Consider the following 23,440-nt stretch of genomic DNA (forward strand, 5'->3'; position numbering starts at 1 on the left):
GCTCGATCAACAGCTCTCCGCTTCATGATGTATGGCTGCGACTATGCTATCGGCAAGCATTCGATTGAGACGTGAAACCACCTGTTCGGCAAATGGCCCTTCTTTCAGCTTGGGCGGCATAAGACCCGGCAACGCGGCAAAAGCGGCAAATATATCCGATGCGGACTTTGTATTGGCCAGTGCTGCGGTGATTTCCTCATCACGGGGATCATTCAGCGGATATGGCTGGCCGTTCTCATGCTGGCCCAGACCATAACGCATCCACGCCGCTGTGGCGAAGGCGAAGGCTTTCGTGTCACCGCCTTGTTCAATCAATTCGACGGCTGGCGCAAAGATGCGCTGTGGCATTTTTTCGGTGCCGTCCATGGCAATCTGGCGGGTTTCGTGCGCAATGGCCGGATTCGCAAAACGAATGGCCAGTGCCTGCGCATAAGCGTCGAGATCGGTTTCCATCGCGGTCAAGGTCTGTGCTGCGGCGTGCAAATGGCGCTGCACCAGCCTGTTGAGCGCCGCGTCCGCCATTACATCGCGTACATAGGTCTTGCTCGAGAGAAACCCGGCATAGGCCAGCATTGAATGACTGCCATTGAGCATGCGCAGTTTCATTTTTTCAAAGGGGCGGACGTCTTTCGTAAAGGTGGCACGCATCGCCTCCCATGCCGGACGCCCGGCAGGAAAGTGATCCTCGATCACCCATTGCGAAAACGGTTCTGTCTCGATTGCAGCTTCGTCTTCGCAGCCGATAACGCGCGCGGCGTCGGCGCGGGTCTGGTCGGTTGGTTGCGGTGTGATCCGGTCCACCATGGTTGCCGGAAACGCGACCTCTTGCGCGATGCGTTTCGCCAGTTCAGGGCCATGCGCGCGCGCCGCAAAATCGATGACCGCAGCGCGTAACAACGCGCCATTGTCCGGCAGGTTATCGCAGCTTAAGACGGTAAATGCAGGCAAGCCCAATTCGAAGCGTCGTTTGAGACCCAATGCGATGAGGCCGAGTACGCCTCGTGGCTGGTCCGGCGTTTGCAAATCGGCCATGACCGCGGGATGTGCGGGATCGCAACCACCGCTGCGCAAAAGGCCATAGCCTTTTTCCGTCACGGTGATGCTGACAATCCGGCAGTTGGGTTCTGTCATAAAAGACAGCGCTTCAGCGCCAGCCGTCGGCCCGGCAAGCGCCTGTCTTACTGAGCCGATGACGTGGGCGCGGCTTTCCTCGTCACGCACGATCAGTGTGTAATAGCCATCCTGCGGATTAAGCGCCTCGGCCACGTCGGTTCCACGCAGCGAGACGCCGACGATCCGCCAGTCAGACGGTGTTTGTGTCAGGGCTGCGTCGGTATAGGCGGCCAGATGAGCACGGGCAAAAGCGCCCAGACCCAGATGCAGGATACCTGCATCAAGAGCCTGTGGATCATAAGCGGGCCATGTGGCTCCATCCGTTGGGCTGCTTTTGGCCGACAGTCTCATCACGCGTTTCCTGTCGTCAACGGATGCTCCAGCGCGGTCATGATTCCCCGCAGTTCCGCCAGACCTTTCAGGCGACCGATGGACGGATAACCCGGTTGTCCGCGTCGTCCAAGATCATCCAGAATATCCTGCCCATGGTCGGGGCGGAACGGAATTTGCCAGTCTTTGCGACCTGCTGCCTTGCGGCGGCGTTCTTCGGCCAGAATGGCCGCGACCATGGCGACCATATCGGTGCCGCCTTCCAGATGTCCTGCCTCGTGGAAAGAGCCATACTGGCCCGCATCTTCAATAGTGACATTGCGCAGATGCAGGAAATGGACGCGGTCGCCCAGACGCTGCATCATTCCGGGCAGGTCGTTATCGCGCCGTGTGCCAAGCGAGCCGGTGCAAAGCGTGATGCCGTTGGCTGGAACATCGACTGCCTCGATGATCTGACGGTAGTCGTCCTCGGTGGACATGATGCGGGGCAGGCCCAACAGTGGGAAAGGGGGGTCGTCCGGGTGGCAGCACAGACGCATACCGAGTTCCTCGGCAAGCGGAGACACTTCCGATAGAAAATCAATAAGATGACGACGCAGCCTGTCCGCGCTGATATTGTCATATTTTTCCAGTTGGTCGCGCACATCGGCAAGGGTAAAGTTTTCGGCTGCACCCGGCAGACCGTAAACGGTATTGGCGGCGAGTTCCTCGCGCCGCGCATCGCTCATCGTTGTAAAGCGCTCTTTTGCGGCAAGCGCCACATCGGCAGGGAAGCTTTCCGCTGCGCCTTTGCGTTGCAATATGTAAATGTCGAAAGCGGCAAAATCGACGAGATCGAAGCGCATGCATGTCGCGCCGCTGTCCAGACGGAAGGCGAGATCCGTGCGCGTCCAGTCCAGCACTGGCATGAAATTATAGCAGATGACCTCTATGCCAGCGCGGCTGAGATTGGTCATGCTGGTTTTCCAGTTGGCGATATGGGTCTTCCAGTCACCAGTCTGCCGTTTGATATCTTCAGATACGGGCAGGCTTTCCACCACTTCCCATGCCAGGCGGGAGGGTGCGCCGTCATTCATGCGTCCGATCTGAGCCTGCCGCAGCGCAATTTCGTCCGCAGTCCATACCTCGCCGGTCGGCATGTGGTGCAGGGCCGAAACGACACCTTCCACGCCGGCCTGCCGCATATCGTCAATTGACGTCAGATCCTTTGGACCGAACCATCTCCAAGTCTGTCGCACGTTTTGCCTCCATAGTTTATCCTTTAACTAGCAGATGGTAGACTAGTATGGAAGATGAAATGCATCAACGTGAAGCGTGAATCGAGGAAAGTTCTCTGTTGCTGCATGTGAGGGGGCGGTGTTTGGTGCAGATCAGCCGTCGACCCTGATCTTGTGGGGGCCGCAGGATGGCTATATGCCTGCAGACTCTGCGCGCGCCTATCGAAGCGATCTGCCGGACACTGAGGTTAATTTTCTGGAACAAGCAGGCCACTGGTTGTTGGAAACCTATTTTGACGAAGCGCTGCCGATCATCCGCGGTTTTCTCGCTCGAATGATGACTGCTGAGAAGCTGTAACAAGACATATTGGTCCAGCATCACTAAATAAGGTGTTCAGGCGCGTTGATGCTACGAAACTCTTCCTCGGAGGGCCAGAAAGTCGAGAAGTGCCCTCACGCGGGAGGGCACTGGGCCGCCCTGACCGATATGTATGGCGTGGAAGGATTCCCGATCCCCGGGATTAAATTCCTCCAAAACCGGTACGAGACGTCCACTTGCAATGTCCTCCCGTACGGTGAAGTTCGGCGCGCGGACAAGGCCCACGCCGCTCAGCGCCAGTCGCCGCAGAGCTTCGCCGTCGCTGGCTTGAACACGTCCAACGACCGGCACCACGACGGTCTCGCCATTCCTCATGAGCGGCCAGCCATCTCCAGAGCGCACATAGCCAAAGCCGAGCCTGTTGTAGCCTTCAAGGTCTTCGATTGTTTTCGGTTCGCCCAATTGGTCGAGATAGGCTGGGGCGGCAACAATCAGCATGGCGGAGTCGCCCAGTTTTCGCGCAACAAGGCTGGAACTCTTCAGCGGTCCCGCACGCACCGCTACATCCGTTCTTTCGGCAAGCAAATCCACGACGGTATCAGTTTGTATAAGATCAAGCGAGACGCCGGGAAATTGCGCCAGAAACTCCGGAAGAATAGGAGCGAGGATATGGGTGGCATAGGATGCGCTGGTGTTGAGGCGGATGCGACCGACGGGCTCTTCGCCTGTGCCTGCGCCCCTCTCGGCGTCGGCGATATCTGCGAGAATTCGCATGGCGCGTTCGTAGAACACGCATCCCTCCGGGGTGAGTTGGAACGCTCGTGTGGAGCGGTTCACCAATCGTGCGCCAAGGCGGGTCTCTAACCGTGTTATCAACTTGCTGACTGCGGACGGTGTCATGCGACAGGCGCGTGCCGCCGCCGAAAATCCGCCCCGCTCGACCACGCAGACAAACACTTCCATTTCACCCGAGCGATTGATTTCAGCGCGCGCCATTTTCTTTCCTTAGATACGTCGACTAGCTGATGAGGGAAGCGCGACGACGGTGGTGCTGGAATTGGTCTTTGAATTCACAAATGATATTACAATGAGCAATCTATATCACTATCGTAACACGATCTATTCTCTCGCGAACGAAACATCGCGAGCAAAATGCATCGCCCAAGCGATGCGCTCGTAACGAGAGGATAAGAAGATAATGTCGCTTCGACTAAACAGCGCGCGCACTGGCCGTCGAGCTGGTCGGAAATTCCTATTTACTGGCTGGATTGCAAGCGCCCTGGCTATGGGAGCCATCCTTCTCGGCCCAGCGCCCGCGATCGCCGATGATGGGCAGTGGGTCGGCACGTGGACGGCCAGTCCACAACCGGTCTGGGGAGGGGATTTCGCCTTCCCGACAAAAATCCCTGCAAGGGTGAAAGATCGTACTTTCCGCCAGATTGTTCGAATTAGTCTTGGAGGCATGAGACTGAGGTTCGTTTTCTCAAACATCTATGGAAAACAGCCTTTGAAAATTGGCGCAGCCAGCGTTGCCCCCGCTGGTCAGCAGGCGGCAGTAGCCCCGTCGACTATCCGAAAGCTCACTTTTGGCGGTAAATCGAGCGTCGTCATGCTGCCCGGCGCACCGGTGGTTAGTGATCCGGTGGATTTGCAAACCGATGCGCAATCGCGGCTCGCGGTTTCCATTTTTCTGCCGGATGAAACGGCTCTGGACACCTTTCATTGGGATGGCCGTCAGACAGCATGGTTCGGCCATGGTAACCTTACTGCGGCGGGCGACTTCACGGCATTTGACACGACCGATGCACGCATTCTTTTAACAGACGTTCTGGTCGATACCCCTAACGAAGGTGCAGTCGCCATCATCGGCGATTCCATTACCGATGGTAACGGAGCGACAGTGGATGCAGACTCGCGCTGGCCCGATTTTCTTGCAAAGCGGCTTGCGCCCCGACGCATCGCCGTCCTTAACGCGGGTATTTCCGGCGCCCGCCTGCTCGAGGACAAAATGGGTGTTAACGCAGTTGCCCGTTTGGAGAGCGATGTACTGTCCAAGCCCAACGTGAAGGCGCTCATCGTATTCATCGGCATCAACGATATTTCGTGGCCAGGCACTGCCTTTGCTCCGAACTCCAAGCGACCGAGCGTTGAGGCTATGATCGAGAGCTACGGGCAGCTCATCGCGTTGGCACACGCGCACAACATCCGTGTCATTGGCGCAACACTGACACCATTCGAGGGTGCGCTTTCTGGGACCCCACTCGAGGGCTACTACAACGCCGACAAGGACGCGCTTCGCAACGAGATCAATCAGTGGATTCGCAAGAGCGGTGCGTTCGACGCGGTGGTCGATTTTGATGCGCTTCTTCGCGATCCAGACAATAACGCCCGCATCGCGCCAGCTTTCGATTCCGGCGATCATCTTCACCCCGGCGATAAGGGCAATCTGACAATGGCCGAGTCGATTAATCTCGAAACGCTGCTCGGGCGCTGATCGTCAGTGGGGTTCGGGCAGTGCTTCGCGCTCGAGCCATTCCGGGTCGATTTCCGGCAGTGGGATCGCGTCGAGCAGCGCGCGGGTATAGGCTGACTTCGGATCAGCGAAGACTTGTTCGCACGCTCCCGCCTCGACGACCTTGCCGAAACGAAGCACATAGACGCGGTCGCAGATGGCCCGAATGACGCTAAGATCGTGACTGATGAAGGCCATGGAAAGGCCCATATCACGCGACAGGTCTTTCATCAAGTTGAGTACCTGCGCCTGCGTCGAAACGTCAAGGCCGGAGACGATTTCGTCAGCTAGAACGAAGTCCGGTTCGAGAAGGGCGGCGCGGGCGATGCCCACTCGCTGGCGCTGACCGCCCGAGAGTTCGTGGGCATTGCGGTCAAGCACGACCTCGGGCAGGGTGAAGCGGTCGAGAATTTTGAGAACCTTCGCCTCGGCCTCAGCGGCGTTGGCCGCCAATCTGTGCAACAGCATTGGCTCCACCAGAATGCGGCGAATGGAATGGCGCGGATTGAGCGATGCCATCGGGTCCTGGAAGATCATCTGCATACGTCGGCGCAGTGGTCGCATCCTGTTATCGGGCAGACTGGTAATATCCTGACCGTCGAACCGGATTTCGCCGGCGGAGATGTCGACGAGGCGCAGCAGCGCCCGGCCAAGCGTTGTCTTACCCGAGCCGGACTCGCCGACGATGCCGATCGTTTCTCCGCGCGCGATGTCGATGTCGATGCCATGCAGCACCTTGTGGCCAGCAGACCTGCCGAAAAGGCCACCCGCACCGTAAGCGACTTCTATGCCGCGAGCTGTGAGAAGCATGTTGGTCATCAGCTTTTTCCGATCTCGGCGCGCAGTTGCTCGAACACCGATTGTGGCACCGGTTCCAAGCCGCTATTGGGGCGGTCGTAACGCGGGCCAGCGGCCATCAGCGCCTTAGTGTAGATGTGCTTGGGTCGCTGCAGGACATCGGCGGTGCTGCCCTGCTCGATCACCTTACCGGAGTAGAGCAGCGTTACGCTGTCACAGATTTGGGCAACGACGCCCAGATCATGCGTCACGAATATGACGCCCGTGCCATGAGTGCGCTGCATGCCGCGAATGAGGCGAAGGATCTGCTTTTGCACGGTCACGTCGAGCGCGGTTGTCGGTTCGTCGGCAATCACGAGCTTGGGTTCGAGCGCAAATGCCGAGGCAATCAGCACGCGCTGGCGCATGCCGCCCGATAGCTCATGCGGATAAGCGCGCAAAACCCGCTCCGGATCGCGGATATGCACTTCCTCCAGCAGGGTCAGCGCGCGTTCACGGGCCGCCTTGCTTGACAGGCCGCGCTTGAGGCGCAAGCCGTCGGTCAGTTGGGCCTCGATACGACGGCCTGGATTAAGCGCCGTCTGCGGGTCCTGCGGGATGAGCGAGATTTCACTGCCCATAATCTGGCGTAATTGGGGAGCCGGTATGGTCAGGAGGTCGCGGCCCTCGAAATTGATGGTGCCGCGGGTAATGCGGACCGTGTGCGGCAGGATACCAAGCAGCGCCTTGGCGATGGTCGATTTGCCGGCGCCGCTCTCACCGACGAGGCCGCGGACCTCGCCGCGCCCGAGTGTCAATGCGACATCACGAAGAACGGGCGAGCCGCCATCCCGATCCGAGACCGCCGACAGGCTGTTGATGGAGAGAAGGGGTTCGGTCATCGGCGCATCATCGGGTCAAGGGCGCGGCGCAGGCCGTCGCCGAGCTGGTTGAAGGCAAGAACGGTCAGGAAAAGCATCACGAGAGGCGCCACCAATACCCACCATCCCTGATAGATGATCTGTCGGCCCTGCGCGATCATGCCGCCCCAGGTTGGCGTGTCGGACGAGACGGAAAGACCGACGAATGAGAGAATAGCCTCGACGATGACGGCGATACCCATTTCCAGGCTGATGAGCGCGATCAGGACCGGGGCGACATTCGGCAGGATCTGGCCGATCAGGATCTTGAAGCGGGAGAAGCCCAAAACTTGCGCTGCCGTTACATAGTCCATCCGCGCCTGCGCCATCGTTTCCGAACGGACGACACGACAGAAACGCGTCCAGTCGATGATGACGATGGCTGCGATGACCGAATGCACGCCCGCGCCGAAGACTGCCACCAGCAGGATCGATAACAGTACCGGCGGGAACGCCATCCAGATGTCGACGAGACGCGAGATGACGGAGTCGACCCAGCCGCGATACCAGCCTGCGAGCAGCCCGAGCGCGGTGCCAACCAGCGCCGCAAGACCTGCGGCGATGAAGGCGACCAGCAAGGCGACGCGCGTGCCGTGGATCAGGCGCGAAAGCACGTCGCGACCAAGATCGTCGGTGCCGAACCAGTAACCGGGCTCGGTGCCAGAATAGCCTGCTGGCGGCAGCGTGGCGAGCATCAGGTCCTGTTCGAGCGGATCCTTGGGCGCGAGCCACGGCGCAAAGATCGCGACCAATATAAGGCAGAGGATAAAGCCGCCGCCGAGAATTACCTTGGGTTCAGAAAGCGCCGCGCGCAGTGACTTAACCATGGCGCAGCCTCGGATTGAATGCGGCGACGAGGACGTCAACCATAATATTGATAACGATGAACAGGGCGCCGAAGACGAGGACAAGGCCCTGAATGAGTGGCAGGTCGCGGTTGATGACAGCGTCGATTGCCATATTGCCGATGCCGGGATAGGCGAAGATACGCTCAACGATGACTGTGCCGCCGATCAGGAAGGTGAACTGCACTCCGGTCAGCGCGATGGTGGGGCCAACGGCATTGCGCAGTGCCTCTTGCAACACCAGCCGTAACGAGGACATGCCCTTGAGCTTGGCGAGCAGCACATAGTCCTGCACCATGGCTTCGAGCAGCGCCTCCTTCAGCACGCGGGCGATAATCGCCGCGAGTGGCAAACCGAGCGCCAGTACTGGCATGGTCATATGGGCGGCGATGTCGGCGAACTGCGCGAAGCGCAGGCGTAGCAGGCTTTCGAACAGATAGAAGGGGGTTGCAAAATTGCTCTGCACGCTCGGATCGATCCGCCCGGAGAGAGGTAATATGGGGAAGAACACACCCAACACCAACACAAGTGCCAGTGCCCAGACGAAGTCGGGCACAGCCAGCACCACGCCGTTGACGGTATCGATGACGGGTTCGGCAGGGGTGCGGCGCACGAGCGTGCCAGCAATCGCCACGGCAGCGCCGAGCAGAATAGCGAAGATCAGTGCGATGAAGGCGAGCTCAAGGGTTGCTGGCAGGCGTTCGGACAACAGTTCCAGAACATTGCGGCGCAGCGAGATGGAGGTGCCGAAATCTCCTGAAAGCAGTGACGTCAGCCAGATACTGAACTGGCTGAAGATACTGCCATCGAGTCCATAGTTCGCGCGAAGCTGCGCGATCTGTTCCGGTGTAGCGCCCGGCGAGATCATCATGGCGATAGGGTCGCCGGGAACGACGCGCAACAGGACAAAAACCACAACTGCAACCCCAAACAGGGTCACCGCCGCGAGAACCAGACGGTTCAGGATAGAAAGAGCAAGCAATTGCATGGTTATGGAGTCTCGCGCAGGCAGACGTAGACACTATACTGGTGTGTCCGGCCAAGCAGGCCGGACATCAATCAAGCAATGGAAGGCTGGCACAGCGCGTGCCCGGCCAACATGCTATCAAGCCTTTGATACCAAGGTTGGTTGCAGCGCGCCCGAAACATTCGGGGTGACCTTCAGCGTTGATTTATAGACAATAGGCTGTGCGTATTGCAGCAACGGCAGCACGTAACCTTGCTCCGCAATATACTTGCAGACGGCTTTCCAGCCAGCGATGCGCTTGGCCTCGTCTTTCTCACCCCAAAGCGGAGCGATCATGCCATCCAGATCGTCGGTGTTCCATACCGAGTGGGGCGAAGGGCCGAACATGGCGAAGCCTGTTGAGGTGGTCGGGTCGCCGATCGCATTGCCCCAGTTGTAGAAGGCAGCTGGTGCAAGCTGGTCGGCGGCGCGCAGCTCATAGTGCTTGGCTATCTCGTAGACCTCGATTTCGGCTTCGATGCCGACCTTGCGCCACATGCCCACAATGGCCTGAACCATTTCGTAGTCCTTCGGCTTCAGGCCACGGGTGGTCTGAATCTTGAACTTCACGGGTTTGTCGGTCGAATAGCCGGAGTCGGCCAGCAGTTTTTTGGCGAGTTCGGGATCGTAAGGAACCTTGATTGATGGATCATAGGCCGAATATTCCGGCGCTTCGAGCGTGTCGATTGGTACGCCGTAGCCACGCAGCAGGCGCTTGACGATAGCTTGCTTGTCAACGGCGTGACAGGCGGCCAGGCGCACGTTCTTGTCGTTCATGACTTCGATATTGTTAAGGAAGATCATGCCGATATCTGAGATCGGAGTCGCGACGCCTGCCAGACCGTTCTTTTCCTTCAGGCGGTCGAATTCTTCATACGGGATTTCAAGCGTGACGTCGGACGAGCCGGATTCGATCTCGGCAACCCGGCTGGTGCCATCCGGCACGAACTTGAAGATCACAGTTTCGAAAGCTGGCTTGCCGCCCCAATAATTTGGGTTGGCCTTCAGGCGCAGGAAGGCATTGCCTTCATAGGCGTCAACCATATAGGGGCCTGTGCCGACAGGCTTCTTCTCGAAGCCCTCCGCGCCCACTTTCTCATAATAGGCTTTGGGCAGGATGTAGCCTGTGAGGAAGGCCATCCACATGAAATAGGTGGGTTCGAAGCGCAGCACATCGCCAGTGATCTTGTTGCCTTCGATCTTGTAGTTGCCGACAGTGGACCAGACAAACTGGATCGGGTTGCCGGTCTTTTCGTCGGCGGCGCGCTCCAGCGCCCAGACCACATCTTCCGGGGTGAACGGCGAGCCGTCATGCCAGGTCACACCCTCGCGAACATCCATCCAGACCTTGGTCTTGTCGTCGTTCCAGCCCCAGCCTGTCAGCAGGCCCGGAACGAATTTGAGGTCGGGGTCCTGGCCGATATACTGGTCGAAAATCGAGCGGTAGATTGCCTGAATCGTCGGATTGACCGCTGACGGACCGACGGTCGGATCGAAGGACGGAAGATTGACGTTGAAAGCGATGGTAAGCGTGTCGGTTTCTGCCGCCTGCACCGGCAGACGCCCTGCCAGAATGCTCGTCAAAAAGGCAGCAGCGCCCATACCCAACGTCTGGCGACGGGTGAATTCAGTCATGTTTTGCTCCGCGTTCCCCTGATCCCGGCTTTTTTGAGCGTTCCCGCGCTCGCCAAGGTTATTTATTGGTCGGAATATTTTAATCTTAAAATAGCGGCGTTTGACTGGCAAGCGAATTGTACGGTCAGGAAACAATTTTAGGTCGCACTATATGCTTACGCATATTACTTCTTTATCAATTTCGCCCTTTGACCTAAGTAAGTACAAGCTCAAACAGCCCTAATTTGCAGTTTTGCGGACTCGAAGAGCCAGAAATATGATTCTGCATGGGTTCAAAGATGCAGTCGCAGATGCGAGCGCACCCGTCTTACGACAATCCTATTTCAGCGAGGCCGCGAGCAGCATTCCCGAGCCGCCTCCCAGCCCCGGGCCGGGATGGGTCGATGCGCCGATATGATAAAGACCGGGAACGTGGGTGCGGTGGTTGACCGATGACTTGAACGGACGCCAGATGAAAAACTGATCGACGCCGCAGAAGCCCCCGTAGGGGTCGCCGCCCACGAGGTTCATATTCATGGATTCAAGATCGGCTGGTGAATACGCCTTGCGGGCGATGATCGTCTCGGCGAAGCCTTCGATGTGCTGGGCGAGGATGCGCTCGACACGGTCGGCATAGTGTTCGCGCAGTTCGTCGGTCCAGCGGCCATCGGCAGGCGTGGCGAGTTCTCCGGCAGCATCGCCTTCGATGTGTCGCGGGGCTTCAGGCAATTGTAGCCAGAGGATCGCCTGGCCTTCCGGCGCGCGGGATGGGTCGAGCGCGGTCGGCTGGCCGACGCAGATGGTTGGCACCGCTGGCAGCATGCCACGGTCACATTCATTCGCCGCACGAGACACACCGTTGAGGCCCGGTGTAAGATGCAAGAGCGCAACTTTCGACAAGTCCTCGCCGCCCTTCCAGCGCGGCGGCGACTTGAGCGCGTAGTGTATCTGCATGTCGCCCTTGCCATAGCGATAAGCCCGCAGCCCATCCGCAATATCTGAGGGCAGCGGCCTGCTGGAGCCCTTCAGCAGGTGTCCATAAAGCTGGTTGGGCGTGACCGATGCAATGACACCCTTGCCTGCCTCCAGCACCTCGCCATCGGCAAGCTTAACACCCGTGGCCTGTCCTTTGTGGTCCTCCAGTATTGCATCCACATCCGCGCCGGTGCGAATGGTGCCGCCCTGATCCGTAATGAGTTGCGTGAACGCCTTGACGAGATTTTCGGCGCCGCCTTTGACAATCGGACAACCCGCCAGTTCGATGGCAAAACCGATGACCCGGAGCATTGCCGCAGAATAAGTGCTTTCGGGATTGAGCCCGCAATGGAGGACCCAAGGGGCAAAGAGCCCGCGCATCACATCCGACCGATAGGTGGTTTCAAGATGATGGCGGCCATTGACGAGCGCCTCGCCGAACCACGCGGCGAGATTGCGGGGCCCGCGTTTCCAGGCTTCCTTCAGCACGGTCTTGAATATGCCGCCGGACCAGAGCGAGCCGCCTAGCAGCGAGAACATGAAGGGTGCGTCGGCACCCATCCGGTCCATCTCACGGGCAAAGGACTTGCCGTCGCCCTCGGCGAGCGCGTCGAAGGCAGCGATGTTGGCTTTACGGTCTTTGGACAGGATTGCATGTCGCCCATCCGCCAGTACGACGCCGGTGGGGAGGTCTGCGTGGGCGAATTCGAGGCCTCGCGCCTCCAGATCCTTGCCAAGCGCAGCATAGGCGGGCGAGGTCAGGAATAGCACCATGGTTGTTGCCATGACGTCGTGACGGAAGCCCGGTGCAGTGATCTCTTCCGTGCGCAGGCAGCCGCCGAGCCGGTCATTGCGCTCGAGCAGCAGAACCTTTTTGCCCTTTTTGCCAAGCATGGCTGCCGCTACCAGTGCGTTTATGCCGCTGCCGACCACGATATAGTCATGTGCTGTCATAGTGTCGTCGCTCCCCGAAAAATAGCCTCGCGCTGGCTCGATTCCGATTACTTTATTACCCGTGTTAGCGCGCGTATCGGCGAGCCTGTTCACTCGAGTCCAACTGAGAATTTTGCGACATGGCGCCCCTCATTCGCTTTTTAAAAAAGCTTGATATGAATTTTCTTGAAGCTTAAAAGATATCATATGTGAATGCAACGAAATGCCTGCTCTCAAAGGTGAACTTTACAACATATCGGGCCTTCAATATCCGCGATGACCTGATGATTTAAATCTGCGAGGTCAGAAGCCTGCCGAGATCGATCTACACTATTATATGCATTTGAAAATAATGGGGGCCTGAATGAGTGGACATGACGTTGAGTTCGATGCGGTGGTCGTAGGCGCGGGGCATAATGGCCTCGCTGCGGCGGTGCATCTGGCGGCAAAGGGTTGGCGTGTTGCTGTTGTCGAAGCGGCAGCTTCTCCTGGCGGGGCGGTGAAGACCCTGGAGTTGACAGAGCCGGGCTTCCGTCACGACTGGGCTGCCATGAACCTTTCGATGTTCGCTGGCTCAGCTTTTCACGCAACCTATGCCGCGGATCTTGCTGCACAGGGTCTCGAATTCGTACCGGCGCAAAATTGCTTTGCCAGTGTCTTTCGCGACGGTACTCATCTTGGCGTTTCCAGCGATGTGACGGTAACGAATGCAAGGATTGCGGAACTGTCGCCCGTCGACGCCGAGGCGTGGGCGACTATGCTTTCTGATTTCGAGCGCAATGCGCCGCATATTTTCGGCCTACTCGGCTCGCCGATGCCTTCTCTAGCCGCGGTAAGGACAGTCTGGAAGGCCTACAGGTCGCTCGGCATGGATAATCTCTGGCGTATCGCGCAGCTTCTGCTGGCGACGCCACGTGATTTTCTTGACGCGAATTTCGAAAGTCCCAAACTTAAGGCCATGATGGCCGCTTGGGGTCTGCATCTTGATTTCGCGCCCGACGTTGCAGGCGGAGCACTATTTCCCTATCTCGAGTCAATGGCAAATCAGGCGTTCGGCATGGTTATTGGCAAGGGAGGCGCAGATACGATCATTCGCGCGATGGCGGGTCTCCTGCAGGAGAAGGGTGGACAACTCATTCTCGGTCAGCGTGTCGAAAAGATCAGTCTCGACAAGGCCGGAAGAGCGACGGGCGTGGTGTTGTCCGACGGACGCACGTTGAGTGCGAAGCGGGCGGTGATCGCCAACCTCAATCCCAAGGTGCTGTTTGGCAGTGACATGTTGCCCCGGTCGGCGGTCCCCCAAAAAGTTAACAAGGCGACGAATGCTTTTCGGGCCGGACCCGGCACGATGATGATCCACCTCGCCATGGACGAGTTGCCAAACTGGACTGCGGGCGCTGAACTCAAGCGCTTCGCTTATGTTCATATTGCCCCGGACCTTGCCATGATGGCGCGGGTTTACGCGGAAGCTATGGATGGATTGCTGCCTGGAGAACCGGCCCTTGTGGTTGGCCAGCCCACGGCCATTGATCCATCGCGTGCACCGGAAGGCAAGCATGTTCTCTGGGTGCAGGTCCGTGTCCTCCCGGCGGAGATCAAGGGCGATGCGATGGGAGAGATCGCTGTTGCGGATTGGAACAGTGCGAAGGACGCCTATGCCGATCGGGTCATCGGAATCCTTGAGCGCTATGCGCCCGGGATCAGCGGCATGATCCGGGCGCGCTCGGTCTTTTCACCCGCAGACCTTGAACGTGAGAACGCCAATCTTATCGGCGGTGACAATTTGAGCGGCTCACACCATCTCGATCAGAATTTCCTGTTCCGCCCCATAGCAGGATACTCGCGCTACAAAACGCCCGTCCGCTCACTTTATATGTGCGGCGCCTCCACCTGGCCCGGTGCTGGCACCGGCGCCGGCTCTGGCTTCATACTTGCAAAGATGCTTGCCGGAAACTGATGGGTGGCGGGGTCAGGTTCTGACTCCCAATCCGACTATGTTGAATATCGCGCCAACGCGAACTGTTCTATTGACCAGGACGGTTGGCGCAATTCTACCAGATCCGCGATAATACGAGCCATGCCCGGACCTATGCCGAAACCGTGGCCGCTCATTCCTGTGGCAATCGTAAGCCCGCTTATACTGGCTTGATCCACGACGGGCAACACGTCTGGCATGGTGTCGATCATGCCAGCCCAACTTCGTATAATGCGCGGTGTCCCGATCTTCGGAAATGCCGCAGCGAATTGCTTGAGAACCCGGCTGAGCTCTTTCTGGTTGGGCTTCGGATCCAGTACACGGCACCGCTCAAACGGCGTTTCGTCTATTTTCGACCAGCGTCGGGGCGTTCGCCATGCATCTGGATAATTCTGCGGAGCGGAAAGCCGGAACCGCGTGCTTGTAAAGTCCTCGCGCAACTGTGGAATGTAAGCTGAAAAGTTTCTGAAGGCATCCGGACCGATGAAGAAATCATGTGTGGACCAAGGTGTTAATGTGTAGCTCCCGTCAGTGCGACGCCGGAACGCGATGCGGTCATCGGCGGCAGCGGCATCGTGCGGCGCTGTCGCCAGTTCTATCTGCAAGGCAGAAGATAGGACGGACAGTTGGGGGAGATGAATGCCGTGCCGTTTCAAAAACAGGGCGCTCCACGCGCCAGCCGCAACTACCACTCTCTCACATTTTACATAGCCGCTCTCAGTGGCGACACCTTGAATGTGATTGCCTGTAATGTCCAATGTGCGAATGGCGCAATTTTCGCGAATGATGACACCGTCTTCAGCGGCTGCCTGAGCCAATGTCGGGACCGCAACGAACGGTTCAGCCATAGCATCGGACGGTGTGGTCATGCCGCCAATCCAGCCTCTACCTTCGGATATCATCGCGCCAACTTCGCGTTGGGATAACATGCGCGTATCGACGCCGTATTGGCGCGCACCGTCGAGCCATTGCTCGAATTTTGCGAGCTTGGCTTTGCTGCGTGCGAGATAAGTGATGCCTTTCTGGCGAAAGCCGATCTGCTCGAGGATCTTCTCGTTTAAGCTTTTCCAGAGAGGGATCGTGTCCATCATGATGGGCAGTTCTGCGTAATCACGACCCTGTTGACGGATCCAGCCCCAGTTTCGGCTGGATTGCTCGCCAGCGATGCGACCTTTCTCGCAGAGAAGGACCTTCAATCCACGTTTCCGCAGTTCCCAGGCCGCCATAACTCCGATGATGCCACCGCCGATGATTGTTACGTCAACAACATCAGGAAGGGGGCCATCGAATTGCGGAGTGTTATCAAGATTAATAGGAAATGCAGACATCGGATTTCAGAATCTCGTGGGGCTGTATGGTGTAATATCGATAGCAGGCGTACGTTCGCCGACCAGATCAGCAACAAGCTGGGCGGTTATAGCGGAGAGAGTCACTCCCAGATGCCCGTGTCCGAACGCATAGATCACGTCGCGGCATTTATGGGCTCGGCCGATCACCGGTAATGTGTCGGGCGTTGAGGGTCTATGGCCCATCCATTCAGATGCCGGGCGCCAGTCCTTGAGGGCTGGTACGGCCATCATAGCCTCCGGCAGTAGCGCGCGAATGCGCTTGTAGTTTGGTGGTGCTTTCAGTCCCGCCAGTTCATCGCCGCTTATCAGGCGCAACCCGTCATGCATTGGAGACAAAACAAAGCCTTTGCCGGGAATGACGACCGGACCACGTAACAATGACTGGGACCCTTCACCGAAGCTGATGTGGTATCCGCGTTCGCTCTCAAGCGAAACCTTGTCTCCAAGTTGCCTTGTTAAAATGGAGGACCATGCACCCGCTGCAATGACCACACGATCAAAGTGCTGCTCTCCGGAGAAAACCCGGAGCGCGACGCCGCCCCGTTCTGAAGGTCGAACTGAGCTGACGTGCTCGCGAACGAAGGCCGCACCAAAAGTATGTGCTGTTTCCAGATAGACGCTTGCGAGTTTCTTCGGAAAGCGGACATTTCCTGCTTTCGGCTGATAGAGGCCCTTAAAACACGAAGCGGGATTGAGCGCCGGTTCAAGATCCAGAAGCGAGGATTGGCTAAGGATTTTGTGGCAGACGTCGTGACGTTCCATAAGTTGGCGTTCAAGTGCAGAGCTTTGGAAATCCTTGGCGCTGTCATAGACTTTCAGCCAACCTTCTTGCGTGATCAGATCCTTGACTGCAGCAATCGCCGTCAGTTCCTGATGCGCGACCAGAGCTTGGGAAACGAGAGGATGCATCGCTGCAGCAATGCGATCAACCGCTGTTGTGGTGCCCGCCGCGATGAAGCGCTTTATCCAAGGCAGCGCTTTCGCGGTATGATGAAGGCGCAAGACTGCCGGAGAGTTGCAGTTAAACATATAGGTTGGCAGAGAGCGGACCACCGCGGGTGTTGCGGTAGGCGTAATCGAACCCGTGACAATAGCGCCCGCGTTTCCATAGGAAGTCCCGGCCCCCGGCTCCTCATCACCAAAAACCGTGACGCTGTGACCTTCTTTGGCAAGAGTGAGTGCGGCGCTACATCCGACAATTCCCGCGCCGATGATGGCAACAGAAAGTCGTTCACCGTTTTGCTGACGATGCTGCATGAGGATCGATCTATCTCAATTATGCGACGAAGGTCGCGTCAGTGGTGGAGGACTTTGCTCAGGAAATCGCGCGTGCGCTCATTTTGCGGGTTCTTGAAGAAGTTTTCCGGTTCGCCGCTTTCAATAATCGAACCACGATCCATGAATACGACACGATCAGCAACGCTTCGGGCGAAACCCATTTCGTGGGTGACAACCATCATTGTCATGCCTTCTTTGGCAAGGCTGACCATGACATCCAGCACCTCGTTGATCATTTCAGGATCAAGCGCTGACGTAGGTTCATCGAACAGCATTATCCGGGGCTGCATGCAAAGTGAGCGCGCAATGGCGACACGCTGCTGTTGACCACCCGACAGCTGGTTCGGATAATTATTCATGCGGTCGGCGAGGCCTACTTTGGCAAGCAGTTCCCTGCCGCGTTTCTCGGCTTCGGCTTTTGATAATCCACGCACATGAATGGGAGCGAGGGTTACATTCTCAAGTGCTGTCTTGTGCGGATACAGATTGAACTGCTGGAAGACAAACCCGACTTCCATGCGCAACTCACGCAAGGCAGCTGCCTTGGAACTCAAATCAATGCTGTCTACGACAAGCTTTCCAGACTGAAAGGCTTCCAGTCCATTGACACATCGAATCAGCGTGCTCTTGCCGGAGCCGGAAGGTCCGCAAACCACGACGACTTCGCCCTTGCTGACTTTCAGATCGATATTGTTGAGCACATGAAGCGCGCTGCCGAACCATTTGTTCAGACCCTGAAACTCAATCATTAGACCTGTCCAATTACAAAATAGGAGATTGCGTGCCGCGTTCGATGCGACGTGAAAGATAGATCATCGGATAGCAGACGATAAAGTAACCGATACCGACGACGCCAAAGACCAGCAGACCGTTAGGAATATTCTGTACGATCATCCAGCCGGAGCGGGTGAGGTCCATGATACCGATCGCGGAAACAACAGAGGAATCCTTGACGAGCAGGATGAATTGTCCAACCAGAGAAGGGCGAACAATACGCAAAGCCTGCGGCATGACGATCAACCGAAGCTGTTGAGCATAGGTGAAGCCCGACGCAATTGCCGCCTCGGTCTGCCCGCGCGGAACCGCCTTGATGCCGGAAGCAACGATTTCACCAATAAAGCACGCTGACAGATTCGAAAGTGCTATCACGCCCGCATTGAATGCAGTGAGTTCAATCCCAATCGTTGGCAGAATGAAGAAGCAGATGAAAACCTGAACCAGAAAGGGCGTGCCGCGAAACAGATCGATATAGAACCCGGTTATCGCTGATAGCCATCGATTTCCGCTGCCGCGAAGCACTCCAAAGATCAGTCCAATCACCATCCCGATGACGAGGGACAGGAGTGACAGCGCAACGGTCATCCCAAGGCCCTTCAGCAGAACGGGCCAGAAGTTCAACAAACGTTCGACTTGAAACCAAAACATATGCGCCTCCTGTTAGCGTTCCGGCATGCGATTGAAACGCGACCAGGTGCCAGCCATTGCCTTGAGCAGATAATAGATCAGCAGGAAGCCCGCAGCTGTCGCTGCAAGCCCTTCAACGGGCATGAAGCGATCAAGCGCGATCTGTTGCCCGACGCGGGTAAGCTCAACGACGGAAATCAGAGAAAGAAGGGACGAATCCTTCACAAGTACGATTGCCTGTCCGATCATCGGCGAAATTGTCGGTCGCACCGCCTGCGGCAGAACGATAAGGCGCATACGCTGCATATAGGTGAAGCCAGAACTTAAAGCCGCTTCGAACTGGCCGCGCGGAATGGAAAGGATGCCCGAGCGAATAATCTCAGCAACATAGGCACCGGAATTGATTGACAGGGCTATGATGCCGATGACCATTTCCGGCAGGATGACGCCGAGACGCGGCAGCCCGAAATAGAGAAAATAGAGTTGCGCGAGCAGCGGGGTTGCCCGGATAAGATCGATATAGGCAATGCCGATCGTACGCAGCCAGCGGGTGGGCTGGATGCTGAGCGCACAAGCAACAATGCCTATGATCATTGCGCCGGTGAACCCGGCTGCCGACAACATCATTGTATTCAGAAAACCCTGCCAGAGATCTGGGAGATATTCCGAAATGACCCGTATGTTCAGATTGCCAAACATGTCTCACCGGTTGGATTCAATTTTTGATCAAAGGTGCGGAACGGAATGGTTCCGCACCTCTGTCGGTATCAGTGGTCAGCTTGCCACTTGTTTGAATTGACCCAATAATCCATGTTTTCTTTCAAACGGCCATCGAGCGTCACGTTGTCAAGAAACAGGTTCGTCCAGATCATCAGGTCCTGAGAGTCGTAGCGCACTGCATAGGCAAGCGGTTCTGCGCTAAGCATTTCCGGAAAGACTTCAAATGTGCCTTCAGGATAGTTCTGCACCTGGGCCGCGACCGCCGTGTTGTCGTTTACACCGCATTGGGCTTGGCCGGATGCAACCGCGTCAAGAACCACCGTACCGCCGCCTTTGAACGCCTTCACGGTCGCTTCTGGGAAGTATTTCGACATGTTCTTTTCCGCAGTCGATCCGAGAATGACAGCGACCGTCGTTCCGGGCTTTTTGCAGTCTTCCACACTCTTGAAGTCGCCGCCTGCAGCGGTGAAAGCAACAGTGCCGACGTGAATCCATGGCTTGGTGAACGCAACCTTGGTCGCACGGCTCATCGTGGCGGTCATATCTGCTGCCAATATGTCAGCCTTACCGGAAAGGAGCGCCGGGATGAGTCCATCCCAATCGAAATCGAGATATGTTACCTTAACGCCCATTTCCTTGGCCATCAGTTCGGTCAATTCAATGGCGCTTCCTGTCCGCTTACCGTTCCTGTCCATGAAGGAATAGGGTGGGCCCTGGGTTTGAACCGCAACGCGCAGTTCGCCGCGGGCGAGGATATCGTCAAGTGTTCCAGCGTGCGCTGTCGTGGTCTGCGCAGCTGCTCCCATGAGCGCAACAAACATTGCAGACGCCATGAGTGCATTGATTTTCTTCAACATTTTGTTTCAGTTCTCCCTCGTTAGGCAATAGTCGGTCGTCTCCGCGCAAGGCGGCCAAATAGAACGGTCATTTTGGTGGCGGATTATTGAGCCTGCTTGTCGCTCTCTTCGTCTTCCCATACACCGCGCGGCAGGCTCAGCCACTTATTATGGGATTTCATGACAACGAAGGTTTCGCTGCCTTGAATTGTTCCTGGCTCTGCCAGTCCGGGCAGCAACTCACTCGTCACCCGGTATAATTCTTCCATATCTCCCTCGAACATCACTTCGCAAAGAATGTCGTATCTGCCGGTGACGATACTTACGGAAGTGACGAAAGGCAGCTCGGACATCTTTCGCGCGATTTCGTCGAGACGGCCCTGTCCATTAGCGTGAATGCCCATCATCGCGACGACAAGCTCGGGACGCTCCGAAACGTTCACAACGCCGGAAATCTTGAAAAGCTTATTCTCGATAAGGTTTTTCAGTCGCGCCCTAATTGTGGGTGGGCTGAGCTCAAGCCGCTCGGCGATCTGGTTGGCGCCATCGCGTGCGTCGTCTGACAGAAGCTTGACGAGCTTCCGATCGATTTTGTCCAGCAATGCACGCATTTACTTAACGCCCCTCTTATTTTGTTGAGGCATAGATATTTCAAAATGACGTGCGGAGTCAACAGAAATTTTCTAATAGAAAAATATTGAGGTTGATTATTTTGGTTTTGGAAAAGTGCAAGGCCTTTCAGTTTGGCGGCTTGCTCATCCCGTTTCATGCGTTGTCGCAGCCATCGAGATGGGGAAGTGCTGATTTTTGTCTGATAAAGCGCGTGTCAGATCATCGAACGACTGAGGCCTCCGTCGATTGGCAATGCCACACCGTTGACATAGCTTGCCGCCTCGCTGGCAAGGAACGCCACAACCTCGCCGAATTCCTCCGGTGTGCCATAGCGTCCGACGGGAATTTCTCGCTGGCTCTCGGCAGCAATGACCGCTGGATCTACACCTCGCTCGGCGGCATCCAACTCGTCCAGACGGGTTGTACGCTCGGTCGCAAAACGGCCCGGCATGACGACATTGACAGTTACGCCATCTCCAGCCACTTCAGTGGCAAGCGTCTTGGCCCATCCCGCGAGGGCAGATCTTAAGGCATTGGATGCAGCCAGATTGGGAATGGGTTCCCGGATGCTTGTCGAGGATACAGCGATGATCCGACCGAAATGACGTTTCCGCATGGCTGGCAGATAGTGAGCGGCGATCTCGATTTGGCTGAGGAACATGCTTCTGATCTGCGTGTTCCAGTAGGCTTCGTCATATCGTGACGCTGCGATTGGGGCGGGGCCGCCGCCATTCAGAAGCAGGATATCGATGCTGCCAATGGCATTGTCCACATTTTCCATCATTCTGGTGACACTGGCAGCATCGGTTAGATCGCAGGTGAACGACTTCACCGAACCAGCATGTGTGCCAAGGCGCTCTTCCGCTGCGCGCATGGCGACCTTGTCCCTACCGACGAGTGCAACATTCACGCCGCGCCTTGAAAGAGCCTCTGCAACGCCCAAGCCAAGTCCTTTGTTTCCACCCAGAAGAAGTGCAGTCTGCTTTCTGTGATTCATTTTGATACTCGAACTCTGGAACTGGTGATTGATCTGACTGCATTGACGATCACGGCGATATGTTCATCGGTAGTGCTCAAATGTACGGAGGCTCGAAGTAGTTCCGAAATCCCGCGTATCGACATGTCGTAAGGCGTGTAGCCCGTTCCGTTCATGCCGATGTTGATGCCCATATCAGCGAGATGTTGTTTTACAGGCGCGCAAGGAAAGCTATCAATTACAAAGGTGACGGCAGCGCCTTTACTGTCTCCAAGATCAAGTAAATGGACGCCCGGTATTTCACCAAGTGCCCGACGAAGAACGCTCGCTTTGTGATCCAGATCCAGTCGGATGCGGTCCACACCCAAAGCGAGGGTTTGTTCTATTGCTTTCCCGAGACCGAGTTTGAGGGCCACCGATTCCTCACCAAACTCAAAAGCCCGAGCGCTGTTTGCCACCAAAACGTTTCCGGTGCTCAAGGTTGAGGACAGGTTGTCGATGCTACGCGGCACGATTTCTGCTGCAAGGCGGGGAGAAATATAGGCCAATGCCGTTCCGCGCGGCCCGCGTAGAAATTTCCGCCCGCACGCGATCAGAGCATCACAGCCTAATTCGGCAACATTGATCGGCACCTGTCCAATTGCCTGACTGGCATCGATGATAAAAAACGCTGATGAACCGGCCTCACGAATGGCGGCGCCAATCGCGGCCGCAGGATTGATCAATGCGCTTCCTGCTCCAATCCAGGTAAGAGCGACAATGCGCACCTCCGATGAGAGGTTTTCAAGGAGCGCAACGGGGTCCACAGCGCTCGTATCATCCGAAGCCATCAAGGAGAGCGAAGCGCCGCTCAAATCTGCGGAGCGTTGCAGGCATAAAACATTGCCAATCCATTCCTGACGGCTGACAACAATCTTGTCGCCGGCAGATAGCGGTATCGAAGCAATCAGGTTGCCATAAAGCTGGCCATGGCTGGTTCCGAAGGCGACATCCTGTGGCGAGCAGCCCAGCAGTTGTGCTGCCGCCTGATAGGTGTTCTGGATGGCATCGGATGCAAACGCACCAGCCTCCATCGGACCGCGTTCCGCTTCGACGCGCAGATGATCAACGACCGCTTGAACCGTTTCGGCGGATGGCAGCCCCGCGCCGCTATGATTGAAATGCACGACGGACATTTGCAGGTCCCTTGATCAACGAATGTGAAAAACGGCTTCAACTTCGACTGGCACGTTGGCTGGCAGCCCCGCCACGCCAATGGCACAACGCGCATGCTCGCCGCGTTCGCCGAAAACCGCGTTCATGACCTGCGAGGCGCCATTGCCGATCTGCGAATAGGCGGTGAACCCGGGCACGGCATTGACGAAGACCGTAAGCTTGGCCAGCCGGACGACGCGATCAAGATCGCCATCGAGAGCTGCATTCGCCCAGAATATGACATTCGCGGCGCAAAGTTTCGCGCTCTCGAGTGCGGTTTCTATATCAATATCGCGACCGACCTGCCCGACATAAGCAATGTCGCTGCCCTTTTCGGGTATCTGGCCTGAAACATAGAGAAAATTATCGACTTTCGTTGTTGGCGAGAAGGGCAAATCAGGCCGGGCTAGATTGGGCCAGTCGATACCGCAAGCAGCCAATTTATCTTTATAGTGGGACATGTGATGCTCCATTTCCTGGTTTCTGGTGTGATATTGCCAAAGGCCTCGCCCCTCGTGTACCCTTATAATTATTA

General features: G+C 56.8%; 22 protein-coding genes. 3 read left to right on the plus strand and 19 right to left on the minus strand.

All coding sequences use genetic code 11. The annotated features are described in order from the left end of the window. Nucleotides 1–6 precede the first annotated feature (6 nt). Entirely contained in the window at nucleotides 7–1,464 is a 1,458-nt protein-coding gene (locus D8666_RS10210; RefSeq protein WP_121537649.1) for a mannitol dehydrogenase family protein, read from the minus strand. Beyond that, nucleotides 1,464–2,681, minus strand: coding sequence for a mannonate dehydratase (gene uxuA, locus D8666_RS10215; RefSeq protein ID WP_121537650.1), 1,218 nt, complete (start codon nucleotides 2,679–2,681; stop codon nucleotides 1,464–1,466). Before uxuA ends, D8666_RS10210 begins: the two co-directional genes overlap by 1 nt. Before the next feature lie 118 nt (nucleotides 2,682–2,799). On the opposite strand from uxuA, the gene D8666_RS10220 reads away from it, so the two are divergent. Beyond that, nucleotides 2,800–3,018, plus strand: coding sequence for an alpha/beta fold hydrolase (locus D8666_RS10220; RefSeq protein ID WP_209445974.1), 219 nt, complete (start codon nucleotides 2,800–2,802; stop codon nucleotides 3,016–3,018). A gap of 51 nt (nucleotides 3,019–3,069) precedes the next feature. On the opposite strand, the gene D8666_RS10225 is transcribed toward D8666_RS10220, so the two are convergent. Then, nucleotides 3,070–3,975, minus strand: coding sequence for a LysR family transcriptional regulator (locus tag D8666_RS10225; RefSeq protein WP_121537652.1), 906 nt, complete (start codon nucleotides 3,973–3,975; stop codon nucleotides 3,070–3,072). Between the two features lie 202 nt (nucleotides 3,976–4,177). Here D8666_RS10225 and D8666_RS10230 point away from each other — a divergent pair, with 202 nt between their 5' ends. Next, nucleotides 4,178–5,473 (plus strand): SGNH/GDSL hydrolase family protein, encoded by a 1,296-nt coding sequence (locus D8666_RS10230; RefSeq protein WP_109366169.1) that lies wholly within the window; start codon nucleotides 4,178–4,180, stop codon nucleotides 5,471–5,473. 3 nt (nucleotides 5,474–5,476) lie between these two features. Here D8666_RS10230 and D8666_RS10235 read toward each other — a convergent pair whose 3' ends face one another. The 6 genes from D8666_RS10235 to D8666_RS10260 all read right to left on the minus strand — a co-directional run bounded on the left by D8666_RS10235 (nucleotide 5,477) and on the right by D8666_RS10260 (nucleotide 12,582). Beyond that, nucleotides 5,477–6,310 (minus strand): ATP-binding cassette domain-containing protein, encoded by an 834-nt coding sequence (locus tag D8666_RS10235; protein WP_109366168.1) that lies wholly within the window; start codon nucleotides 6,308–6,310, stop codon nucleotides 5,477–5,479. Beyond that, on the minus strand, nucleotides 6,310–7,170 hold the full coding sequence (locus D8666_RS10240) for an ABC transporter ATP-binding protein (RefSeq protein ID WP_121537654.1): 861 nt from the start codon (nucleotides 7,168–7,170) through the stop codon (nucleotides 6,310–6,312). Before D8666_RS10240 ends, D8666_RS10235 begins: the two co-directional genes overlap by 1 nt. Further along, nucleotides 7,167–8,015, minus strand: a complete 849-nt coding sequence (locus D8666_RS10245) for an ABC transporter permease (RefSeq protein ID WP_109366166.1) — start codon at nucleotides 8,013–8,015, stop codon at nucleotides 7,167–7,169. The genes D8666_RS10240 and D8666_RS10245 overlap by 4 nt, the downstream gene beginning before the upstream one ends. Next, nucleotides 8,008–9,015, minus strand: coding sequence for an ABC transporter permease (locus D8666_RS10250; RefSeq protein WP_371830811.1), 1,008 nt, complete (start codon nucleotides 9,013–9,015; stop codon nucleotides 8,008–8,010). Before D8666_RS10250 ends, D8666_RS10245 begins: the two co-directional genes overlap by 8 nt. A 123-nt stretch (nucleotides 9,016–9,138) precedes the next feature. Further along, nucleotides 9,139–10,674 (minus strand): ABC transporter substrate-binding protein, encoded by a 1,536-nt coding sequence (locus D8666_RS10255; protein WP_109366164.1) that lies wholly within the window; start codon nucleotides 10,672–10,674, stop codon nucleotides 9,139–9,141. A 318-nt stretch (nucleotides 10,675–10,992) separates the two neighbouring features. Then, nucleotides 10,993–12,582, minus strand: coding sequence for a phytoene desaturase family protein (locus D8666_RS10260; RefSeq protein WP_121537656.1), 1,590 nt, complete (start codon nucleotides 12,580–12,582; stop codon nucleotides 10,993–10,995). A 343-nt stretch (nucleotides 12,583–12,925) separates the two neighbouring features. On the opposite strand from D8666_RS10260, the gene D8666_RS10265 reads away from it, so the two are divergent. Further along, nucleotides 12,926–14,518 (plus strand): phytoene desaturase family protein, encoded by a 1,593-nt coding sequence (locus tag D8666_RS10265; RefSeq protein ID WP_121537658.1) that lies wholly within the window; start codon nucleotides 12,926–12,928, stop codon nucleotides 14,516–14,518. Between the two features lie 35 nt (nucleotides 14,519–14,553). Here D8666_RS10265 and D8666_RS10270 read toward each other — a convergent pair whose 3' ends face one another. From D8666_RS10270 to D8666_RS10315, 10 genes are all read right to left on the minus strand, one after another. Then, the gene (locus D8666_RS10270) at nucleotides 14,554–15,864 is read right to left on the minus strand and encodes an NAD(P)/FAD-dependent oxidoreductase (RefSeq protein WP_109366161.1); all 1,311 of its coding nucleotides are present in this window, start codon (nucleotides 15,862–15,864) and stop codon (nucleotides 14,554–14,556) included. A 6-nt stretch (nucleotides 15,865–15,870) separates the two neighbouring features. Then, the gene (locus D8666_RS10275) at nucleotides 15,871–17,142 is read right to left on the minus strand and encodes an NAD(P)/FAD-dependent oxidoreductase (protein WP_121537660.1); all 1,272 of its coding nucleotides are present in this window, start codon (nucleotides 17,140–17,142) and stop codon (nucleotides 15,871–15,873) included. A gap of 38 nt (nucleotides 17,143–17,180) precedes the next feature. Next, nucleotides 17,181–17,912, minus strand: a complete 732-nt coding sequence (locus D8666_RS10280) for an amino acid ABC transporter ATP-binding protein (RefSeq protein ID WP_109366159.1) — start codon at nucleotides 17,910–17,912, stop codon at nucleotides 17,181–17,183. 13 nt (nucleotides 17,913–17,925) lie between these two features. Next, the gene (locus D8666_RS10285) at nucleotides 17,926–18,588 is read right to left on the minus strand and encodes an amino acid ABC transporter permease (RefSeq protein WP_121537662.1); all 663 of its coding nucleotides are present in this window, start codon (nucleotides 18,586–18,588) and stop codon (nucleotides 17,926–17,928) included. A 12-nt stretch (nucleotides 18,589–18,600) separates the two neighbouring features. After that, nucleotides 18,601–19,266 carry an amino acid ABC transporter permease gene (locus D8666_RS10290; RefSeq protein WP_109366157.1) on the minus strand — a complete coding sequence of 222 codons (666 nt, stop codon included), beginning with the start codon at nucleotides 19,264–19,266 and terminating at the stop codon, nucleotides 18,601–18,603. A gap of 68 nt (nucleotides 19,267–19,334) precedes the next feature. Further along, a complete protein-coding gene (locus D8666_RS10295) occupies nucleotides 19,335–20,144 on the minus strand; it encodes an ABC transporter substrate-binding protein (protein WP_167836060.1) in 810 nt (269 codons plus the stop codon). An 83-nt stretch (nucleotides 20,145–20,227) separates the two neighbouring features. After that, on the minus strand, nucleotides 20,228–20,734 hold the full coding sequence (locus D8666_RS10300) for an Lrp/AsnC family transcriptional regulator (protein WP_109366156.1): 507 nt from the start codon (nucleotides 20,732–20,734) through the stop codon (nucleotides 20,228–20,230). A 215-nt stretch (nucleotides 20,735–20,949) separates the two neighbouring features. Continuing rightward, nucleotides 20,950–21,732 (minus strand): SDR family oxidoreductase, encoded by a 783-nt coding sequence (locus D8666_RS10305; RefSeq protein WP_121537664.1) that lies wholly within the window; start codon nucleotides 21,730–21,732, stop codon nucleotides 20,950–20,952. Further along, entirely contained in the window at nucleotides 21,729–22,886 is a 1,158-nt protein-coding gene (locus D8666_RS10310) for an aminotransferase class V-fold PLP-dependent enzyme (protein WP_121537666.1), read from the minus strand. Before D8666_RS10310 ends, D8666_RS10305 begins: the two co-directional genes overlap by 4 nt. A gap of 15 nt (nucleotides 22,887–22,901) precedes the next feature. Then, nucleotides 22,902–23,366, minus strand: coding sequence for a RidA family protein (locus D8666_RS10315; RefSeq protein WP_167836061.1), 465 nt, complete (start codon nucleotides 23,364–23,366; stop codon nucleotides 22,902–22,904). Nucleotides 23,367–23,440 lie beyond the last annotated feature (74 nt).

Origin of the sequence: Ochrobactrum soli (assembly GCF_003664555.1) — a bacterium.
In the GTDB taxonomy this organism is placed as follows: Bacteria; Pseudomonadota; Alphaproteobacteria; order Rhizobiales; family Rhizobiaceae; genus Brucella; species Brucella teleogrylli.

Excerpts from the sequence above, each read along its gene's own strand:
- D8666_RS10265 (WP_121537658.1), top strand. The coding sequence starts at position 12,926 with ATGAGTGGACATGACGTTGAGTTCGATGCGGTGGTCGTAGGCGCGGGG.
- D8666_RS10235 (WP_109366168.1), bottom strand. The coding sequence starts at position 6,310 with ATGACCAACATGCTTCTCACAGCTCGCGGCATAGAAGTCGCTTACGGT.
- D8666_RS10310 (WP_121537666.1), bottom strand. The coding sequence starts at position 22,886 with ATGTCCGTCGTGCATTTCAATCATAGCGGCGCGGGGCTGCCATCCGCC.
- D8666_RS10255 (WP_109366164.1), bottom strand. The coding sequence starts at position 10,674 with ATGACTGAATTCACCCGTCGCCAGACGTTGGGTATGGGCGCTGCTGCC.
- D8666_RS10295 (WP_167836060.1), bottom strand. The coding sequence starts at position 20,144 with ATGTTGAAGAAAATCAATGCACTCATGGCGTCTGCAATGTTTGTTGCG.
- D8666_RS10305 (WP_121537664.1), bottom strand. The coding sequence starts at position 21,732 with ATGAATCACAGAAAGCAGACTGCACTTCTTCTGGGTGGAAACAAAGGA.
- D8666_RS10240 (WP_121537654.1), bottom strand. The coding sequence starts at position 7,170 with ATGACCGAACCCCTTCTCTCCATCAACAGCCTGTCGGCGGTCTCGGAT.
- D8666_RS10290 (WP_109366157.1), bottom strand. The coding sequence starts at position 19,266 with ATGTTTGGCAATCTGAACATACGGGTCATTTCGGAATATCTCCCAGAT.
- D8666_RS10245 (WP_109366166.1), bottom strand. The coding sequence starts at position 8,015 with ATGGTTAAGTCACTGCGCGCGGCGCTTTCTGAACCCAAGGTAATTCTC.
- D8666_RS10230 (WP_109366169.1), top strand. The coding sequence starts at position 4,178 with ATGTCGCTTCGACTAAACAGCGCGCGCACTGGCCGTCGAGCTGGTCGG.
- D8666_RS10280 (WP_109366159.1), bottom strand. The coding sequence starts at position 17,912 with ATGATTGAGTTTCAGGGTCTGAACAAATGGTTCGGCAGCGCGCTTCAT.
- D8666_RS10270 (WP_109366161.1), bottom strand. The coding sequence starts at position 15,864 with ATGTCTGCATTTCCTATTAATCTTGATAACACTCCGCAATTCGATGGC.
- D8666_RS10315 (WP_167836061.1), bottom strand. The coding sequence starts at position 23,366 with ATGTCCCACTATAAAGATAAATTGGCTGCTTGCGGTATCGACTGGCCC.
- D8666_RS10275 (WP_121537660.1), bottom strand. The coding sequence starts at position 17,142 with ATGCAGCATCGTCAGCAAAACGGTGAACGACTTTCTGTTGCCATCATC.
- D8666_RS10300 (WP_109366156.1), bottom strand. The coding sequence starts at position 20,734 with ATGCGTGCATTGCTGGACAAAATCGATCGGAAGCTCGTCAAGCTTCTG.
- D8666_RS10225 (WP_121537652.1), bottom strand. The coding sequence starts at position 3,975 with ATGGCGCGCGCTGAAATCAATCGCTCGGGTGAAATGGAAGTGTTTGTC.
- D8666_RS10210 (WP_121537649.1), bottom strand. The coding sequence starts at position 1,464 with ATGAGACTGTCGGCCAAAAGCAGCCCAACGGATGGAGCCACATGGCCC.
- D8666_RS10285 (WP_121537662.1), bottom strand. The coding sequence starts at position 18,588 with ATGTTTTGGTTTCAAGTCGAACGTTTGTTGAACTTCTGGCCCGTTCTG.
- D8666_RS10260 (WP_121537656.1), bottom strand. The coding sequence starts at position 12,582 with ATGACAGCACATGACTATATCGTGGTCGGCAGCGGCATAAACGCACTG.